At 68.9% G+C, this 15,251-nt stretch carries 13 protein-coding genes and 1 other RNA gene; 9 read left to right on the forward strand and 5 right to left on the reverse strand.

Annotated elements, in window-relative coordinates; genetic code table 11:
* The first annotated feature begins 11 nt into the window (after window positions 1-11).
* From kdpB to H7A86_RS03830, 4 genes are all read left to right on the forward strand, one after another.
* Window positions 12-2,060 (forward strand): potassium-transporting ATPase subunit KdpB, encoded by a 2,049-nt coding sequence (gene kdpB, locus H7A86_RS03815; RefSeq protein WP_115676095.1) that lies wholly within the window; start codon window positions 12-14, stop codon window positions 2,058-2,060.
* A gap of 3 nt (window positions 2,061-2,063) precedes the next feature.
* The gene (kdpC, locus tag H7A86_RS03820; protein WP_119130720.1) at window positions 2,064-2,717 is read left to right on the forward strand and encodes a potassium-transporting ATPase subunit KdpC; all 654 of its coding nucleotides are present in this window, start codon (window positions 2,064-2,066) and stop codon (window positions 2,715-2,717) included.
* Window positions 2,718-2,778: 61 nt separating this feature from the next.
* Window positions 2,779-5,439: a sensor histidine kinase gene (locus H7A86_RS03825; RefSeq protein WP_119130721.1), complete on the forward strand. Its 2,661-nt coding sequence runs from the start codon at window positions 2,779-2,781 to the stop codon at window positions 5,437-5,439.
* Window positions 5,429-6,145: a response regulator gene (locus tag H7A86_RS03830; protein ID WP_104584534.1), complete on the forward strand. Its 717-nt coding sequence runs from the start codon at window positions 5,429-5,431 to the stop codon at window positions 6,143-6,145. Before H7A86_RS03825 ends, H7A86_RS03830 begins: the two co-directional genes overlap by 11 nt.
* A gap of 10 nt (window positions 6,146-6,155) precedes the next feature.
* Here the strand turns inward: H7A86_RS03830 and H7A86_RS03835 are convergent, their stop codons facing one another.
* The 4 genes from H7A86_RS03835 to H7A86_RS03850 are packed head-to-tail and all read right to left on the reverse strand — an operon-like array spanning window position 6,156 to window position 10,200.
* A complete protein-coding gene (locus H7A86_RS03835; protein ID WP_119130722.1) occupies window positions 6,156-7,544 on the reverse strand; it encodes an FAD-binding oxidoreductase in 1,389 nt (462 codons plus the stop codon).
* Entirely contained in the window at window positions 7,541-8,080 is a 540-nt protein-coding gene (locus H7A86_RS03840) for a metal-dependent hydrolase (protein WP_119130723.1), read from the reverse strand. The genes H7A86_RS03835 and H7A86_RS03840 overlap by 4 nt, the downstream gene beginning before the upstream one ends.
* Window positions 8,081-8,096: 16 nt before the next feature.
* On the reverse strand, window positions 8,097-8,465 hold the full coding sequence (locus H7A86_RS03845; RefSeq protein ID WP_104584541.1) for a YraN family protein: 369 nt from the start codon (window positions 8,463-8,465) through the stop codon (window positions 8,097-8,099).
* A gap of 4 nt (window positions 8,466-8,469) precedes the next feature.
* On the reverse strand, window positions 8,470-10,200 hold the full coding sequence (locus H7A86_RS03850; protein WP_119130724.1) for a penicillin-binding protein activator: 1,731 nt from the start codon (window positions 10,198-10,200) through the stop codon (window positions 8,470-8,472).
* Between the two features lie 82 nt (window positions 10,201-10,282).
* On the opposite strand from H7A86_RS03850, the gene rsmI reads away from it, so the two are divergent.
* Together rsmI and rnpB are read left to right on the forward strand one after the other, a co-directional pair.
* The gene (gene rsmI / locus H7A86_RS03855; RefSeq protein ID WP_104649691.1) at window positions 10,283-11,104 is read left to right on the forward strand and encodes a 16S rRNA (cytidine(1402)-2'-O)-methyltransferase; all 822 of its coding nucleotides are present in this window, start codon (window positions 10,283-10,285) and stop codon (window positions 11,102-11,104) included.
* A gap of 163 nt (window positions 11,105-11,267) precedes the next feature.
* An RNA gene (gene rnpB / locus H7A86_RS03860) (RNase P RNA component class A) lies at window positions 11,268-11,694 on the forward strand.
* 667 nt (window positions 11,695-12,361) lie between these two features.
* On the opposite strand, the gene H7A86_RS03865 is transcribed toward rnpB, so the two are convergent.
* Complete coding sequence (locus tag H7A86_RS03865) at window positions 12,362-13,117, reverse strand: NRDE family protein (RefSeq protein WP_119130734.1); 756 nt, start codon at window positions 13,115-13,117, stop codon at window positions 12,362-12,364.
* Between the two features lie 313 nt (window positions 13,118-13,430).
* On the opposite strand from H7A86_RS03865, the gene mraZ reads away from it, so the two are divergent.
* From mraZ to ftsL, 3 genes are read left to right on the forward strand one after another with little or no spacing between them, the layout of a single operon-like run.
* Window positions 13,431-13,886 (forward strand): division/cell wall cluster transcriptional repressor MraZ, encoded by a 456-nt coding sequence (gene mraZ / locus H7A86_RS03870; RefSeq protein WP_016903087.1) that lies wholly within the window; start codon window positions 13,431-13,433, stop codon window positions 13,884-13,886.
* Between the two features lie 14 nt (window positions 13,887-13,900).
* Complete coding sequence (rsmH, locus tag H7A86_RS03875; protein ID WP_180708032.1) at window positions 13,901-14,956, forward strand: 16S rRNA (cytosine(1402)-N(4))-methyltransferase RsmH; 1,056 nt, start codon at window positions 13,901-13,903, stop codon at window positions 14,954-14,956.
* On the forward strand, window positions 14,953-15,216 hold the full coding sequence (gene ftsL / locus H7A86_RS03880) for a cell division protein FtsL (RefSeq protein ID WP_005991913.1): 264 nt from the start codon (window positions 14,953-14,955) through the stop codon (window positions 15,214-15,216). Before rsmH ends, ftsL begins: the two co-directional genes overlap by 4 nt.
* Window positions 15,217-15,251: the final 35 nt, after the last annotated feature.

Below are 15,251 nucleotides of genomic sequence, written 5' to 3' on the forward strand. Positions count from 1 at the left end.
GAGTTTGAGCAATGTCTACGATCGATACGACTGAAAAACGCGAGCGCGGTGACGCAGCGTTGTTCGATGCTGCCGTGCTGGTGGCGGCGATACGCGCAGCCTTCCGCAAGTTGGCGCCGCGGCATCTGCTGCGCAGCCCGGTGATGGCGGTGGTGATGGGCGGCACGGTGCTGGCGGCGGTGATCACCGCCAGCGGGCATGGCAATGCCGGGTTCGGCTGGGCGGTGACGGCGATCCTGTTCGTGACCGTGCTGTTCGGCAACTTTGCCGAGGCCATCGCCGAAGCGCGCGGGCGTGGGCAGGCCGCATCGCTGCGCCGTGCGCGCAAGGATCTGGTCGCGCGCCGGGTGGAAACCGCACTCGGTGGCCGCGAGACCCGCGTGCCGGCGGCCGAGCTGCGCCCGGGCGACTACGTGATGGTGTCCGAAGGCGAGTTCGTCCCGGCCGATGGCGAAATCGTGCGCGGTGTTGCAACGATCAACGAAGCGGCGGTGACCGGCGAATCGGCACCGGTGCTGCGCGAGGCCGGCACCGATCGCAGTGGCGTGATCGGCGGTACGCGTGTGCTTTCCGACGAGATCGTGTTCAAGGTCACCGCCGAACCGGGGCAGAGTTTTCTCGATCGCATGATCGCCCTGGTGGAAGGCGCCAACCGGCAGAAGACGCCAAACGAAATCGCGCTCACCTTGTTGCTGGCGGCGATGACGCTGACCTTCCTGATCGTGGTCGCCTCGTTGCCGGCAATTGCCGGTTTCGTCGGGGTCACGCTGGATCCGCTGTTGTTGATCGCGCTGCTGGTATGCCTGATTCCAACCACCATCGGCGGGCTGTTGCCGGCCATCGGCATCGCCGGCATGAACCGCGCGCTGTCGGCCAATGTGCTGGCCAAATCCGGCAAGGCGGTGGAAGTGGCCGGCGACGTGGACGTGCTGTTGCTCGACAAGACCGGCACCATCACCTACGGCGACCGCCAGGCCACCGCGTTCCATCCGCTGGCCGGTATCGACCGTGCGCAACTGCGCGATGCGGCCATGCTCGCCTCGCTGGCCGACCCGACGCCGGAAGGCAAGTCCATCGTCAAGCTGGCGCGCCAGCAGGGTGCCGTGGCTGTCGAGCCGGAGGGCGCGCATTTCATCGCCTTCACCGCGCAGACCCGCATGTCCGGCGTCGATCTGGCCGGGCGCAGCATCCGCAAGGGCGCTGGCGATTCGATCGTGGCGTATGTGCAGGGCATGGGCGCGACGGTGTCACCGGAATTGCAAGGACGTATCGAAGAGGTCGCACGCGGCGGCGCCACCCCGCTGGTGGTGGCCGAAGGCCGGCATGTGCTGGGCGTGGTCGAGCTGAGCGACGTGGTCAAGCAAGGCATCAAGGAGAAGTTCGCGCAGCTGCGTGCGATGGGTATCAAGACGGTGATGATCACCGGCGACAACCCGCTCACCGCCGCCGCGATTGCCGCCGAAGCCGGCGTGGACGATTACATCGCCCAGGCGCGGCCGGAAGACAAGCTGGCCCGCATCCGCGCCGAGCAGGCCGGCGGGCGGCTGGTGGCGATGGTGGGCGACGGCACCAACGATGCGCCGGCGCTGGCCCAGGCCGATGTGGGCCTGGCAATGAACTCCGGCACGCAGGCGGCCAAGGAGGCCGGCAACATGGTGGACCTGGATTCGGATCCGGCCAAGCTGCTGGCGGTGGTCGAAGTGGGCAAGCAGCAGCTGATCACGCGCGGTGCGCTGACCACGTTCTCGCTGGCCAACGACGTGTCCAAGTATTTCGCGATCCTGCCGGCGTTGTTTGCCGCGGCAATTCCGTCGATGGCCGCGCTCAACGTGATGCAGCTGTCCAACCCGCGGCATGCGGTGCTGGCGGCGTTGATCTTCAATGCGTTGATCATCCCGGCATTGATCCCGCTGGCCTTGCGCGGCGTGCGCTTTCGTCCGTCCAGCGCCACGGCCCTGCTGCGCCGGAACATGCTGATGTACGGCGTGGGCGGCGTGTTGCTGCCGTTTGCCGCCATCAAGTTGATCGACCTGGCGCTTGTCGCCACCCTGGGGAACTGAGTCATGACGATTTCTTCGAAAACCGGTACACCCGCTGCGCTGCCGTTGCGCGACGACGGCGCCCTGCGCGGGGCGGTGATGCTGGCGCTGTTCATCCTGCTGGGCCTGGGCCTGAGCTATTCGCTGGTCGCCACCGGCATCACTGGCGCGCTGTTCCCGGTGCAGGCGCATGGCTCGCTGCTGCGCGATGACGCGCGGGTGGTCGGCTCGGCCCTGGTGGCCCAGCCGTTTGCCGACGCGCGCTATTTCCAGCCACGCCCCTCGGCCGCCAAGTACGACCCGACCGCGGCGGCCGGCAGCAACCAGGCGCGTTCCAATCCAGACCTGCAGACCCGCATCGCCGCCACGCGCGCCGAGGTGGCGGCACGCGACGGCATCGCGCCGGAGGCAGTTCCCGGCGAATTGCTGACCCAGTCCGGCAGTGGCCTGGACCCGCACCTGAGTCCGGTCGCGGTGCAGGTGCAACTGCGCCGCGTCGCCACCGCGCGCGGCTGGCCGGAGCAACGGGTCGCCGCGCTGGTCCAGGCCGCCACCGAATCGCCACAGTTCGGCCTGCTCGGGCAGCCGCGGGTGAATGTGCTGGCGCTGAACCTGGCGCTGGATCGCGCCGGGAATGGGGAGTCGGGAATCGGGAATGGGTCAAAGCCACAACGCTAGATCTGTCAGCTCGCGGTAGGCTCCACACATCCCCAATCCCGACTCCCCAATCCCGGCCTCCATGATCGACGCCCGCACCCAACAAGCCGACGCGCTGATCGGCGAACTGCAGCGCGAACATGGCGGGCGCCTGACGGTTTTTCTGGGCGCCGCGCCGGGCGTGGGCAAGACCTACGCCATGTTGTCGCGCGCGCGCGAGCGCCTGCGCCAGGGCATGGACGTGGTGGCCGGAGTGGTGGAAACGCACGGCCGCAGCGAGACCGCCGCACTGCTGGATGGCCTGCCGTTGCTGGCGCGTACCCGCATCAGCTACCAGGGCCGGCAGCTGGAAGAGCTCGACCTGGATGCCTTGCTCGCGCGCAGGCCGAAGCTGGCCCTGATCGACGAGCTGGCGCATCGCAATGTACCGGGCAGCCGGCACGAGCGGCGCTGGCAGGACATCGTGGAACTGCTCGATGCCGGCATCGATGTCTACACCACGGTCAACATCCAGCATCTGGAAAGCCTCAACGACATCGTGCTGCGCATCACCGGGGTGCGCGTGTCCGAGACCGTGCCCGATGCGGTGTTCGATCGCCTGCGCGACATCGTGCTGGTGGATCTGCCGCCACGCGAACTGATCGAACGCCTGCAGCAGGGCAAGGTGTATCTGCCCGAACAGGCCACCCAGGCCCTGCAGGCGTTCTTCTCGCCCTCCAACCTCACCGCCCTGCGCGAGCTGGCGATGCAGACCGCGGCCGACCGCGTCGACAGCGATCTGCGCGACACCCAGGCCGCGCGCGGCCTGCCCGGCACCGCCGCCTTGCGTCGCCGCGTGGTGGTGGCCATCGATGGGCGTGGCGGCTCGGATTATCTGGTGCGGGTGGCGCGGCGGCTGTCCGAGCGGCGCGATGCGCCGTGGACGGTGGTCACCGTGCAGACACGCACCGTGGCCGATGCCGCCTGGCAGCTGGAGATCGACCGCGCGTTCGCACTGACACGTCGGTTGGGTGGCGATACCGCGCTGCTGCATGGCGCCAACGTCGCGCAGGCATTGCTGGATTTCGCTGCGCAAAACGGCGTGTCCACGCTGGTGCTGGGGCGTACGCGCGAACGCCCGCTGGCGCGCATGTTCAACCGCACGCTGACCCAGCAACTGCTGCAGCGTGGCGCGCATTACGAACTGGTCATCGTCAGCTCCGCCGATGCACGTGCACGCGCGCGCCAGCGTTGGCGCAATCCGCGCCAGTGGCTGCAGCGTTACGACCTGGCGTTTGCGGCGATCGCCGCCGCTGCAGCGGTCGCGGTGGCGTGGGTGATCCAGCGCTGGACCGACATCGACGACCTGTCGATGGTGTTCATCGTCGCGGTGGTGCTGGTGGCCTCGCGCACGCGCATGGCCGCGGCGGTGATCGCCGCGCTGCTGAGTTTTGTCGCCTACAACTTCTTCTTCATCGAACCGCGCTTCACCCTGCACATCAGCGCGCGCCAGGGCGTGGTGACGGTATGCCTGTTCCTGATCGCCGCGCTGGTCGCCGGCCGCCTGGCCTCGCGCCTGCGCAGCCAGGTGCTGGCCCTGCGCGCCGCCAACGCGCATGCCAATGCACTGCAGGCGCTGGCCCGCGAGCTCAGCACCGCCGCCGACCTGGGGCAGGTGCTGGAAGCCGGCCGCCGTGCGCTGGCCACTGCACTGGATGCCGAGGCCTGGTTGCGGCTGGAGCAACGCGAAAGCGATGCGCCGGCCAGCTTCGGCGCACTCGATCGCAGCGCGGCGGAGTGGACCCAGCGCCACGGGCAGCCGGCCGGCCACTTCACCGATACGCTGGCCGGCGCGCAGTGGTGGTGCCTGCCGGTGCGGCACGAACGTGGCAGCCTGGGCGTGGCCGCGTTGCGCTTTCGTCAGAGCGTGCAGCGGCCCGGCCTGGAGCAACGTCGGCTGGCCGAAGCGATGGTGGAGGACATCGGCCAGGCAGCGCTGCGCACGCGCCTGGTCGCCGATCTGGAGGGCGCGCGCGTCAGTGGCGAAACCGAGCGCCTGCGCTCGGCATTGCTGTCCTCGGTCTCGCACGATCTGCGCTCGCCGCTGGCCTCGATGATCGGCTCGGCCAGCAGCCTGGCCAGCTACGGCGATGCAATGGACGCGCAGGACCGCCACAGCCTGCTGGACACCATCCAGCTGGAAGGCGAGCGGCTGGATCGCTACATCCAGAACCTGCTCGACATGACCCGGCTCGGCCATACCGGGCTGACCTTGAAGCGCGACTGGATCGGCGTGGACGAGTTGATCGGCTCGGCCACGCGGCGGCTGCAGCGCTACCAGCCGGCGGTGCGCCTGCACCTGGAGCTGGCTACCGACCTGCCGGCGATCTGGGTGCACCCGGCGCTGGTGGAGCAGGCCATCTTCAACGTGCTGGAGAACGCGGCGAAATTTTCGCCAGCCGGCGTGGCCGTCACCGTACAGGCGCGGCTGCAGGCCGGCGCCCTGCAGATCGATATCGGCGACCAGGGCCCCGGCATTCCCGAGGACGAGCGCGCGCGCATCTTCGACATGTTCTACAGCGTGGAGCGTGGCGACCGCGGCCGCCATGGCACCGGGCTGGGCCTGACCATCTGCCAGGGCATGATCGGCGCGCATGGCGGCAGCGTGGAGGCGCTGGCCGGCGCCGATGGTCACGGCACCACGATCCGCATTACGCTGCCGTTGCTCGTTCCCGCCGCGCCACCTCGCCCCGATGCCGACTGACCCCACTGCCATCCCGCCTGCCCGCGTGCTGATCGTCGACGACGAGCCGCAGATCCGCCGGTTTCTCGACATCAGCCTGCGCGCACAGGGGTATCGCGTGCTGCAGGCCGGCACCGCCGAGGAAGGCCTGGCCATGCTGGCCGGGCAGGGCGCCGAACTGGTGGTGCTGGACATCGGCCTGCCCGATCGCGACGGCCACGAGGTGCTGCGCGAGATCCGCCAGTGGTCCAGCGTGCCGGTGATCATGCTCACCGTGCGCGCCGGCGAAACCGAAAAGGTCGCCGCGCTCGATGCCGGCGCCAACGACTACGTCACCAAGCCGTTCGGCGTGCAGGAACTGATGGCGCGCATCCGCGCGCTGCTGCGCCAGGCCGGCGCCGGCAGCACGGTGGAGGAGAGCGTGTTCGACGACGGCCGCCTGCACATCCACCTGGGCCTGCGCGAGGTCACCCTCGATGGCGAGGCGGTGCCCTTGAGTCGCAAGGAATACGCCCTGCTCGCGCTGCTGTTCAAGCACGCCGGCCGCGTGGTCACCCAGCCGCAGCTGCTGCGCGAGGTGTGGGGCCCCACCCATGAAGACGACACCCATTACCTGCGCATCCTGGTCGGCAAGCTGCGCCAGAAACTGCACGACGATGCCGCCGCCCCGCATTACATCGTCACCGAACCGGGCGTGGGGCTGCGCTTCATCGGGGTGACGCGCTGAGGCGGCAGCGTCACTCGAGCGGTGGCAGCACCTTGCCCGGATTCAGGATCCCGTCCGGATCCAGCGCGGCCTTGATCGCGCGCATCGCCGCCAGCGTCGGTGCGCTGAAGGCCTGGGCCATGAAGTCGCGCTTGGCCACGCCGATGCCGTGCTCGCCGGAGAGCGTGCCTTCCAGCGCCAGCACCAGCGCAAACAGGCGCGGCAATGCGGCATGGGCGCGTGCGTCTTCGTCGGCATTGGCCGGGTCGTACATGATGTTGACGTGCAGGTTGCCATTGCCGGCATGGCCGAAAGCCACAATCGGCAGCGCGAATTCCGCAGCCAATGCCTCCACGCCGGCCACCAAGTCGGGGATGCGCGACACCGGCACCACCACGTCTTCGTTGATCTTGCCGGGCTTGATCGTGCGCAGCGCCGGCGACAGTGCGCGGCGTGCCGCCCACAGCTTGTCGCGCGCGCTGCCATCGGCGGCCACGTCCAGGCTCACCACGCCCTCGCCCTCGGCTGCAGCGTGCAAGGCCTGCAGTGCGTAGGGCAGGGTGTCGTGATCGCCATCGGCTTCGATCAGCAGCATCGCGCCGGCCTCGGGGACATCGCTGCCGTTGCGGCGCAATAGCGCAATCGCACTGGCATCCATGAATTCCAGCATTGTCGGCGTGGTCGGTTGCGCCATGATGCGCGACACCGCTGCCGCGGCGCTGGCCGCGTCGCGATACAGCGCGCGCAAACCGGCTTGTGCGATCGCACGTGGTGTCAGCTTCAAGGTCGCCTCGACGATGATCGCCAGGGTGCCTTCGCTGCCGACCAGCAGATGCGTCAGGTCGTAACCGGTGGAATTCTTCGTGTATGCACCGCCGCAGCGGATCACCTCGCCGGTGCCGGTCACAGCGACCAGGCCGAGCACGTTGTCGCGGGTGGCGCCGTATTTCACCGCGCGCGGGCCGCCGGCATTGGTGGCCAGGTTGCCGCCGACGCTGCAGATGTCCGCGCTGGACGGATCCGGTGGCCAGAACAGGCCGTGCGGCTGCAGGGCCTGCTGCAGTTCGCCGTTGAGCAGGCCCGGTTGCACCACGGCGCAGCGGTCTTCCGGGCGCAAGGCCACGATGCGATTCATGCGCGCCATCGACACCACCACGCCGCCGGAAAACGGCACTGCCGCACCGGTGGTGCCGGTGCCCGCGCCACGCGCCACGATCGGCACGCCATGGGCGCGACAGGCCTGCACGATCGCCACCACCTCCTCGGTATCGCGCGGCAGGGCGACGGCGGCGGGCAAGGCCCAGCGGCGCGAATCGTCTTCGCCATGGCGGCGCCGCGCGTCGGCGCCGGTCAGCCAGCCATCGGGGCCAAGCCGCGCGGCCAGCAAGTCGGCCAGGGCAGTGGGAAGCACATCGGTCATGACAGGTGATCCTGTGGTGCCGCGCGCTGGATACATCTCCATCCCAGCGCGGCGGCGGTGAGCGGCAGCCAGACCCAGCGCAGCTCGGAGAGCAGCGTGGCCAGGCCGCGCGCATTGAAGAAACCATTGACGAAGGGCGACACGCGGATCGGCCGCCACGGTGCGAACCAGCGTGCCTCGCTCCATGGCCAGGCCAGCGCAACACCCAATCCGCCGGAGGTCATCGCATCCAGCAGCGGATGCGATGCGGCGCAGACGCACAAGAACGTTGCTGCCTGCAGCGCGTCCGCACGCAACAGGCGATGCGCAACACCCCCCAGCAGCGCGATCAGCCCGGCGTACAGCAACGAGTGGCTGGCGCCGCGATGGCCGAACGCATCGGCGTACGGAACATGCAACGCGAACGCCAGCACATCGGCGTCCGGCAACATCGCCGCGACGATGCCGGCAGCGAGCAGGCGTGGCGACAGGCGGCCGCGTTCACTGGCGCACCAGAGCGCCAGCGGCACGGCGGCGTGGGTGATGATGGTGGGCATCGCGCGTGGGTCGTTGTCAGCAGTCGTCGGCGCGGAAGGCGTCGCGGATCCAGTTCAGCACCGGCGGCTCGCCGCTGGCTTCCACCACGTCGAAGCGGCACGGCAGTGTCGCCAGTGCCGGGTGATAGGCAAGGAACAATTGCGCGGCCAGCACCAGCTTGCGGCGCTTGCGCGCATCCACCGATGCCGCGCCACCGCCGAAGCGGTTGTCGCGGCGATAACGCACCTCCACGAACACCAGCGCCTGTCCGTCGCGCATCACCAGATCCAGTTCGCCGCCGCGGTAGCTGGCATTGCCCACCACCAGCCGCAGCCCGGCTTGCTCCAGCAGTGCGCGGGCGGCCGCTTCCACCGCCGCACCACGTTGCTGACGCGCTGCCGGCATGGCGTCAGCGGCCGTCGGCGATCGGCACCGGGCGGCCACCGTTGAAGGTGGACCAGGCCGGGGTGCGCAGCACGTTGCCGAAGCCGTCCAGATGCAGGGTGCCGGTGGCGCCGCGCAGGCCGCCATCGGTGCCGGTGGCGAGCTTTTCCAGATACGCGCTGATCTTCCAGGCGTCGTAGCCGAAGGCGAACAGGCGCGCCCCCGGTCCGCGCGCGCTGGGCAACGTGCTGGCGACCTGGGTGGAAGCCGGCAGCCCGGACACGCCCAGCGCGGTCCAGGTCTCGCTCGGGTAGACGATGCCGTCCAGGGCCAGGTCGTCTTCGACCTTGCCGGTGCCGGCCACCAGCTGCGAGGTGCCCACGCGCGACTTGCCGGCGAACCCGCTCAAGGCCAGTTGCGGCGCCAGCGCGCGCGCGGTGTTGCCACGCACCGCCAGGAACACCGCATCGGCGGTGCCATAGTTGCGCAGCTGCGCACCGATGTCGCCCGGCACCTCGGCCACGCTGATGCTGCCGGCGATGGTGCCGCCGCGTTCGCTGAAGCGGTCGCGGAAGGCCTTGATGGTGCGCTTGCCGTTGTCGTCGCTGGTGCCGACGATCAGCACATTGCGGCGCTCGCGCGAGAGCAGGTATTCGGCGGCCATGATGCCGTCGTCTTCCGGCGCCAGCGAGAAGCCGGCGCTGCCGCTGGGCGGTGCCTTGTTGTCGGTGGGGCGGTTGAGCGCCAGCACCGGCACCGCCAGCTGGCCGCGTGCGAACACGGCGCTGACTTCGTCGCGCCCCAGCGGGCCGACCACGTAATCCACCCCGGCGCTCACTGCCTTGTCGTAGGCGGCATTGGCGCCGGCGGCAGTGCCGGCGGTGTCGAAGAAGCGCAGTTCCGGGCGGCGGCGGGTTTCGGCGTAGTAGCCGGCCAGCAGACCGTCGCGCACCGGCGCCGAGGCGGTGGCCAGGTTGCCGCTGAGCGGCAGCAACACGCCCAGCTTGATCGGCGGGCGATAGCCATCGCGTTCGGCCGGCGGGCGCTTGCTGGTGTCAAAGCCCCATTGCGCGTCGCGGTCGAACGCGCGCGGCAGCGCCAGGCCGCGGCTGATCAGGGCGCGGCCGGCGAAGTTGTACAGCGGATCGCCCGCCGGTAGCGCCGCGGTGCGGCCCTTCAGCGTGGCGTCGTCGAGTGCGGCCAGCAGGCGCACGATCGCGCGCTGGTTCTCGCTGCGCGGGGTGCCGGTCAGGCTGGCATCGGCGCGTGCGCGGTCGGCGGCAGCGCCGAACAGGTCGCCGGTGCCTTCCAGTGCGGCGGCGCGTGCCAGCAGCCAGCGGGTCTGCAGCGGCTGGGGCAGGCCTTGCGGGCTGTCGCCCAGGGCCTGCAGCGCCTGCGCGGCCTGCTTGTCGATCACCGCCAGCTCGCCGGTCAGCAGCGCGAAGCGGGCGCGGTCTTCGCCGCCGAGATGCCGCGCGGTGACCTGCGCCAGCAGCGTGCGCGCACGTGCGTCATCGCCGGCGTCGTGCCAGCCGAACGCGGACGCGGCCAGCAGGCGGCTGCGCTGCGCACCGCTGGCGCCGACGGCCTCGGCTTCCAGCTGCTGCGCCGCCTCGCGCGGCTTGCCCTGGTCCAGCAACGCCAGCGCCGCGCTCTGGGTCGGCGAGGCGGTCTGGGTGACGCTGCTGGTGGCGCAACCGGCGGCCAGCATCACCATCAGTGACAGGGCGGAGATCCTTGCAACACGCTTGTTCATTTCAGATCCATTGGACGGGGCCCGCCGGGGCGGACCGTTAAAAACGCTACGATTCTACCCTTTGCCCTACGGAATACCGTCGATGACCTCCCCTGGAACCCTGCACGTGGTCGCCACGCCGATCGGCAACCTGGCCGACCTGTCGCCGCGTGCGCAGGAGGTGCTGCGTGGCGTGGCCGCGATCTGCGCCGAAGACACCCGCCACACCCGCCAGCTGCTCGGCCACTTCGGCATCGACCGCCCGCTGCTGGCCCTGCACGACCACAACGAAGACGCCATGTCCGAGCGCATCGTCGCGCGCCTGCGCGAGGGCGAGTCGCTGGCCATCGTCAGCGATGCCGGCACCCCGCTGGTCAGCGACCCCGGCTTCAAGCTGGTGCGCGCCGCCCGCGCGGCCGGGATCCGGGTCAGCCCGGTTCCCGGCGCCTGCGCGGCGATCGCTGCGCTCAGCGTGGCCGGCCTGCCCAGCGACCGCTTCGGCTTTGAGGGCTTTTTGCCGGCCAAGAGCGCCGCGCGTCGCGAGCGCCTGGCGCACCTGGCCGGCGAAACCCGCACCCTGGTGTTCTACGAGTCCTCGCACCGCATCGTCGAATCGCTGGCCGACCTGCGCCTGGCCTTCGGCGACGAGCGCCCGGCGGTGATCGCCCGCGAGCTGACCAAGCTGTTCGAAACCGTGCTCGACGGCACCCTGGCGCAGTTGCAGGCCAAGGTCGAAGCCGACGACAACCAGCGCAAGGGCGAGTTCGTGGTGATGGTGCAGGGCGCCGCCGACGCCGCCGAAGGCCTGCTGGCCGAAGGCCGCCGCGTCTACGCCAAGCTTGCCGAGCACCTGCCGCCGTCCACGGCCGCCAAGCTGGCCGCCGAACTGACCGGTGCGCCGCGCAAGGCCTTGTATGGCGGCTAGCTGTGCTGTTGCAGGAGCGGGTTTACGTGCATTGGGATTTTTCTCGGTAAGGCCTTTCGCGCCCGGGTGCGCTCCTACGGGCAATTGCGGGCCTACCGGCGCTGGCGGGGGGAAGTCGCGGCGCCGTTGTGCACGGTGGCGATAGCGTATAGTGCGCCCCGGCGGAGTCGGCCAGACAGTCGCGTCACTCGCAAGAGTGCCGAGGAAAGTCCGGGCTCCATAGGGCAAGGTGCCAGGTAACGCCTGGGCGGCGCGAGCCGACGGAAAGTGCAACAGAAAGATACCGCCTACGTCCCTCGTCACCCCTCTGCCGCCACTGACGCGTGTCGGCGATGCGCAGCATCGCCAAGTGCGTTTAGAGGCTGCAGAGGGGTGGCGAGGGGCCGGTAAGGGTGAAATGGTGCGGTAAGAGCGCACCGCGAGTCCGGTAACGGACCGGCACGGCAAACCCCACCTGGAGCAAGACCAAATAGGGATCCATTGGCGTGGCCCGCGCTGGATCCGGGTAGGTTGCTTGAGCGCTGCGGTGACGTAGCGCCTAGACGAATGACTGTCCACGACAGAACCCGGCTTACCGGCCGGCTCCGCCACCTTCGTTCGGGCGTTCGCCCTTCTCGAAGGTGCCCACGCTTTGTACCGCCGTTGGCGGTACAAAACGCGGGTCCCGCTCCGGGCATGCCACACCCCTGCGGCTGTCGCCGCGCCCCCTTGACTCAAGGGGGCTTGCACTCGGGTGCACTGCTGGAGCGTCGGGTCGTCCGCCATCGATGGAACTGCTGTCGATGGAATTGCTTGGTAATGACTGCTGCTTTGTTCTCCCGGCTTACGGAGGGGGGGCGGGCGGGTCCAGACCTTTTTGCCTTCCACCGCTTGCGGGGGAAGGTGCCCGAAGGGCGGATGGGGGCAGCGCGGGAATGCGTGGCGGATCCCACCCTCATCCGGCGCTGCGCGCCACCTTCTCCCGCGAGCGGGAGAAGGAGAGCGATGCGGTCTGCTTCCTCCCGGCTTGCGGGAAGGGAAAGAGCGGTCCCGGAGATATCTGTCCTCCACCGCCTGCGGGGGAAGGTGCCCGAAGGGCGGGTGGGGGCGCCGTGGGGACGGGGTGCCCATTCCCTCATCCGGCGCTGCGCGCCACCTTCTCCCGCAGGCGGGGAGAAGGGGGGCTGGGCGATCTGCATTTGCCTGCCTACGGGGGCGATGCGTGGGCCAGGCCCTTTGTTTCTCGCCTCATCGTCCCGCCACGCAGTGCCGGTGTCTCTAAATCTCCAGCCGCGTCTCGCCCTGGAAGATGCCGTTCGGGCCGAAGCGCCGTTCGTGGATGAAGCCGTTGCCGTGGTGGTCCACCGCGACGATGGTGCTGGCGCGGGTGCCGTAGCTGGCGCCGCTGATGAAGGCGGCCGACAGCAGGCGTTCGGTGGGCAGGTCCACGCCGGTGTGGGGCAGGGCGTGGTCCGGCGCGATGGCGGGGTTGCCCAGGGCGGTCCACAGCGGTTGCAGGTCGTCGCTGCCTGCGGCGCACCAGTCGTGCAAGGCCGCGGTCAACGTAGCGGTCTTGGGCCAGTGCGCGTCCAGCGGGCCGTTGGACATGCCGTGGATGCCAGGCGCCAGCGTGCGTGCCAGGGGCGGGTGGTTACTGAGGTGTTCGCAGCGCTCGGCGTCGCACACCACCAGATTGAACGGCGGGAACTCGTGCGCGGCGGCCGCCAGGTCGCCTGCGTAGACGGCCGCGCCCAGGCTGCCGGCCAGGTAATCGGCAATCAGGTGACCGCGCGAGCGGCCGGACGCGCTGGCGAGCGGGTCACGCACGTTGGTCACCACCGCGGCGCGGCCGTCACTGCCCAGGCCCACCCAGCTGCCGCCCGAGCGCAGGTCGCGGCCCGCCAGCACCCCGTCGGCGGGTGCTGGCCAGCGCGCCAGCGCAGCGGTCGGGCGCTCGTGGAATTCATCGCGGTTGCCCACCAGCAGCAGGCGCCAGCGCGGGTGGGTTTTCCAGGCAAGAGCGACCAGGCACATGCCGCCGATTGTCGCCTGTTTGCGCATTGACCATGTGCAGCTGGCGCAGTGTGAAGTGAGACTGCGGTCGGGTTTACATGGCCTTCACGCCCCTGAATTTTTGTTCAATCTCAAAATCTGAGATGAAACAGCAACTTGTGGATAACCTTTGAACAAGTCTCTAAAGAGTGCCGCAACTCATTGATGCGACTGGCGATTTGTGGCCCTCAAAGTTGTTGACAACCTTTGACGCGCTGCTAAGGTGGGCAACGGAGGGAAAACCAGGTGTTTTGTGGTTTTTCGTGGTTCAATGATCCCCAGCGGGTATTCGAGGTTGTATTCGGTGTTTCAGGGCGAGACTGCCATCACGGTGGACGACAAGGGGCGTATGGCGGTGCCAACCGCGTACCGCGACCTGGTCACGCGCGTGAGCGGCAATCGCCTGGTGCTCACCTACAACCCGTTCGAAGCCGGCTGCCTGTGGCTGTATGCGGAAAAGGAGTGGGAGCGGGTGCGTGACGATGTGATGTCCAAGCCCAACACCCAGCGCGTGGTCCGCACGCTGCAGCAGAAACTGGTGGGTTCTTCCGCAGTGCTGGAGCTGGACGCCAATGGCCGTCTGAGCATCCCGGCCAGCCACCGCAACGCGGTCGGCATCGAGAAGAAGGCCGTGCTGCTGGGCATGGGCGACAAATTCGAACTCTGGAGCGAGCAGGCACATCGCGCACTGATCCAGCAGACATTGTCTGACGGGGATCTGGGCGATGAATTGCTCGATCTCAGGTTGTGAGCCGGGGTGCCCGGATGCGCGGTGAAGCGCAGCCCGGTCACCCGGTGTCGCAGCCGCCGGCGGCCCACGTGCCGGTGCTGTACACGCAGGTTCTGGACGGCCTGCAGGTGATCGAAAACGGAACTTATCTCGATGGCACGTTCGGACGTGGCGGACACGCCCGTGGCGTGCTGCAACACCTTGGCCCGGGAGGTCGACTGCTGGTGATGGACAAGGACCCCGACGCGATCGCCGTGGCCGAACAGTCGTTCGGTGGCGATGCGCGCGTGTCCATCCATCGCGGTAGCTTTGCCGGCCTCGGCCAGGTGGTCGCTGCGGCAACCGTCGACGGCATCCTGCTGGATCTGGGCGTGTCCTCGCCGCAGCTGGATGTGGCCGGGCGCGGTTTCAGTTTTGGCAAGGACGGCCCGTTGGACATGCGCATGGACCCGGATGCCGGCCAGAGCGCGGCCGAGTGGCTGACGCAGGCCAGCGAGCGCGACATCGCCGACGTGCTGTGGACCTATGGCGAAGAGCGCCAGAGCCGCCGCATCGCGCGCGCCGTCGTGGCGCGCCGCGCCGAACAGCCGCTGCTGCGCACCGCGCAGCTGGCCGAGCTGATCGCCTCGGTGATGCCGCGCGGCGACAGCAAGACCCATCCGGCCACGCGCAGCTTTCAGGCGATCCGCATCTATATCAACCGCGAGCTGGACGACCTGGAAGCCGGCCTGGATGCCGCCCTGGGCGCGCTCAAGCCCGGCGGCCGCCTGGCGGTGATCAGCTTCCACTCGCTGGAAGACCGCATCGTCAAGCAGTTCATGGCCCGCTACGCCAAGGCGCCGCCGAGCAACCGCCGCCTGCCCGAAGCCCAGCCTTTCGTGCCGACGCTGCAGCTGATCAGCGGCGCCATCAAGGCCGACGACGCCGAACTGAGCGTGAACCCGCGCGCCCGTAGCGCGGTGTTGCGGGTGGCCGAGAAGCTGGGAATGGGGAATGGGGAATCGGGAATGGGCAAAGGCGACAGTGCTGCTGCTTCACGAATCCCGAATCCCGAATCCCGATTCCCGGCTCCTCAAGGAGACGCCGCATGAGCCGCCTGCTGCTCATCGTGCTGCTGGCCTGCAGCATCGCCTCGGCGATCGGTGTGGTGTACATGCGTCACATGCATCGCAAGCTGTTCGTGCAGTTGTCCAAGCTCGAACACACGCGCGATGAATTGAATATCGAATTCGGCCGGCTGCAGCTGGAGCAGGCCACCTGGGCGGAAAGCAACCGCGTGGATCAGGTCGCGCGTGCGCGCATCGGGATGAAGTTCCCGGAAACCAACGACATCGTGGTCGTGCGCCCATGACACATCTGCACAACAGCCGTATTGCACGGCGAAGC

The organism is Xanthomonas euroxanthea, from assembly GCF_903989455.1.
GTDB lineage: Bacteria > Pseudomonadota > Gammaproteobacteria > Xanthomonadales > Xanthomonadaceae > Xanthomonas > Xanthomonas euroxanthea.

Coding starts and splice junctions, on each gene's coding strand:
- kdpB (WP_115676095.1), top strand. CDS start 12: ATGTCTACGATCGATACGACTGAAAAACGCGAGCGCGGTGACGCAGCG.
- kdpC (WP_119130720.1), top strand. CDS start 2,064: ATGACGATTTCTTCGAAAACCGGTACACCCGCTGCGCTGCCGTTGCGC.
- H7A86_RS03825 (WP_119130721.1), top strand. CDS start 2,779: ATGATCGACGCCCGCACCCAACAAGCCGACGCGCTGATCGGCGAACTG.
- H7A86_RS03830 (WP_104584534.1), top strand. CDS start 5,429: ATGCCGACTGACCCCACTGCCATCCCGCCTGCCCGCGTGCTGATCGTC.
- H7A86_RS03835 (WP_119130722.1), bottom strand. CDS start 7,544: ATGACCGATGTGCTTCCCACTGCCCTGGCCGACTTGCTGGCCGCGCGG.
- H7A86_RS03840 (WP_119130723.1), bottom strand. CDS start 8,080: ATGCCCACCATCATCACCCACGCCGCCGTGCCGCTGGCGCTCTGGTGC.
- H7A86_RS03845 (WP_104584541.1), bottom strand. CDS start 8,465: ATGCCGGCAGCGCGTCAGCAACGTGGTGCGGCGGTGGAAGCGGCCGCC.
- H7A86_RS03850 (WP_119130724.1), bottom strand. CDS start 10,200: ATGAACAAGCGTGTTGCAAGGATCTCCGCCCTGTCACTGATGGTGATG.
- rsmI (WP_104649691.1), top strand. CDS start 10,283: ATGACCTCCCCTGGAACCCTGCACGTGGTCGCCACGCCGATCGGCAAC.
- H7A86_RS03865 (WP_119130734.1), bottom strand. CDS start 13,117: ATGTGCCTGGTCGCTCTTGCCTGGAAAACCCACCCGCGCTGGCGCCTG.
- rsmH (WP_180708032.1), top strand. CDS start 13,901: ATGCGCGGTGAAGCGCAGCCCGGTCACCCGGTGTCGCAGCCGCCGGCG.
- ftsL (WP_005991913.1), top strand. CDS start 14,953: ATGAGCCGCCTGCTGCTCATCGTGCTGCTGGCCTGCAGCATCGCCTCG.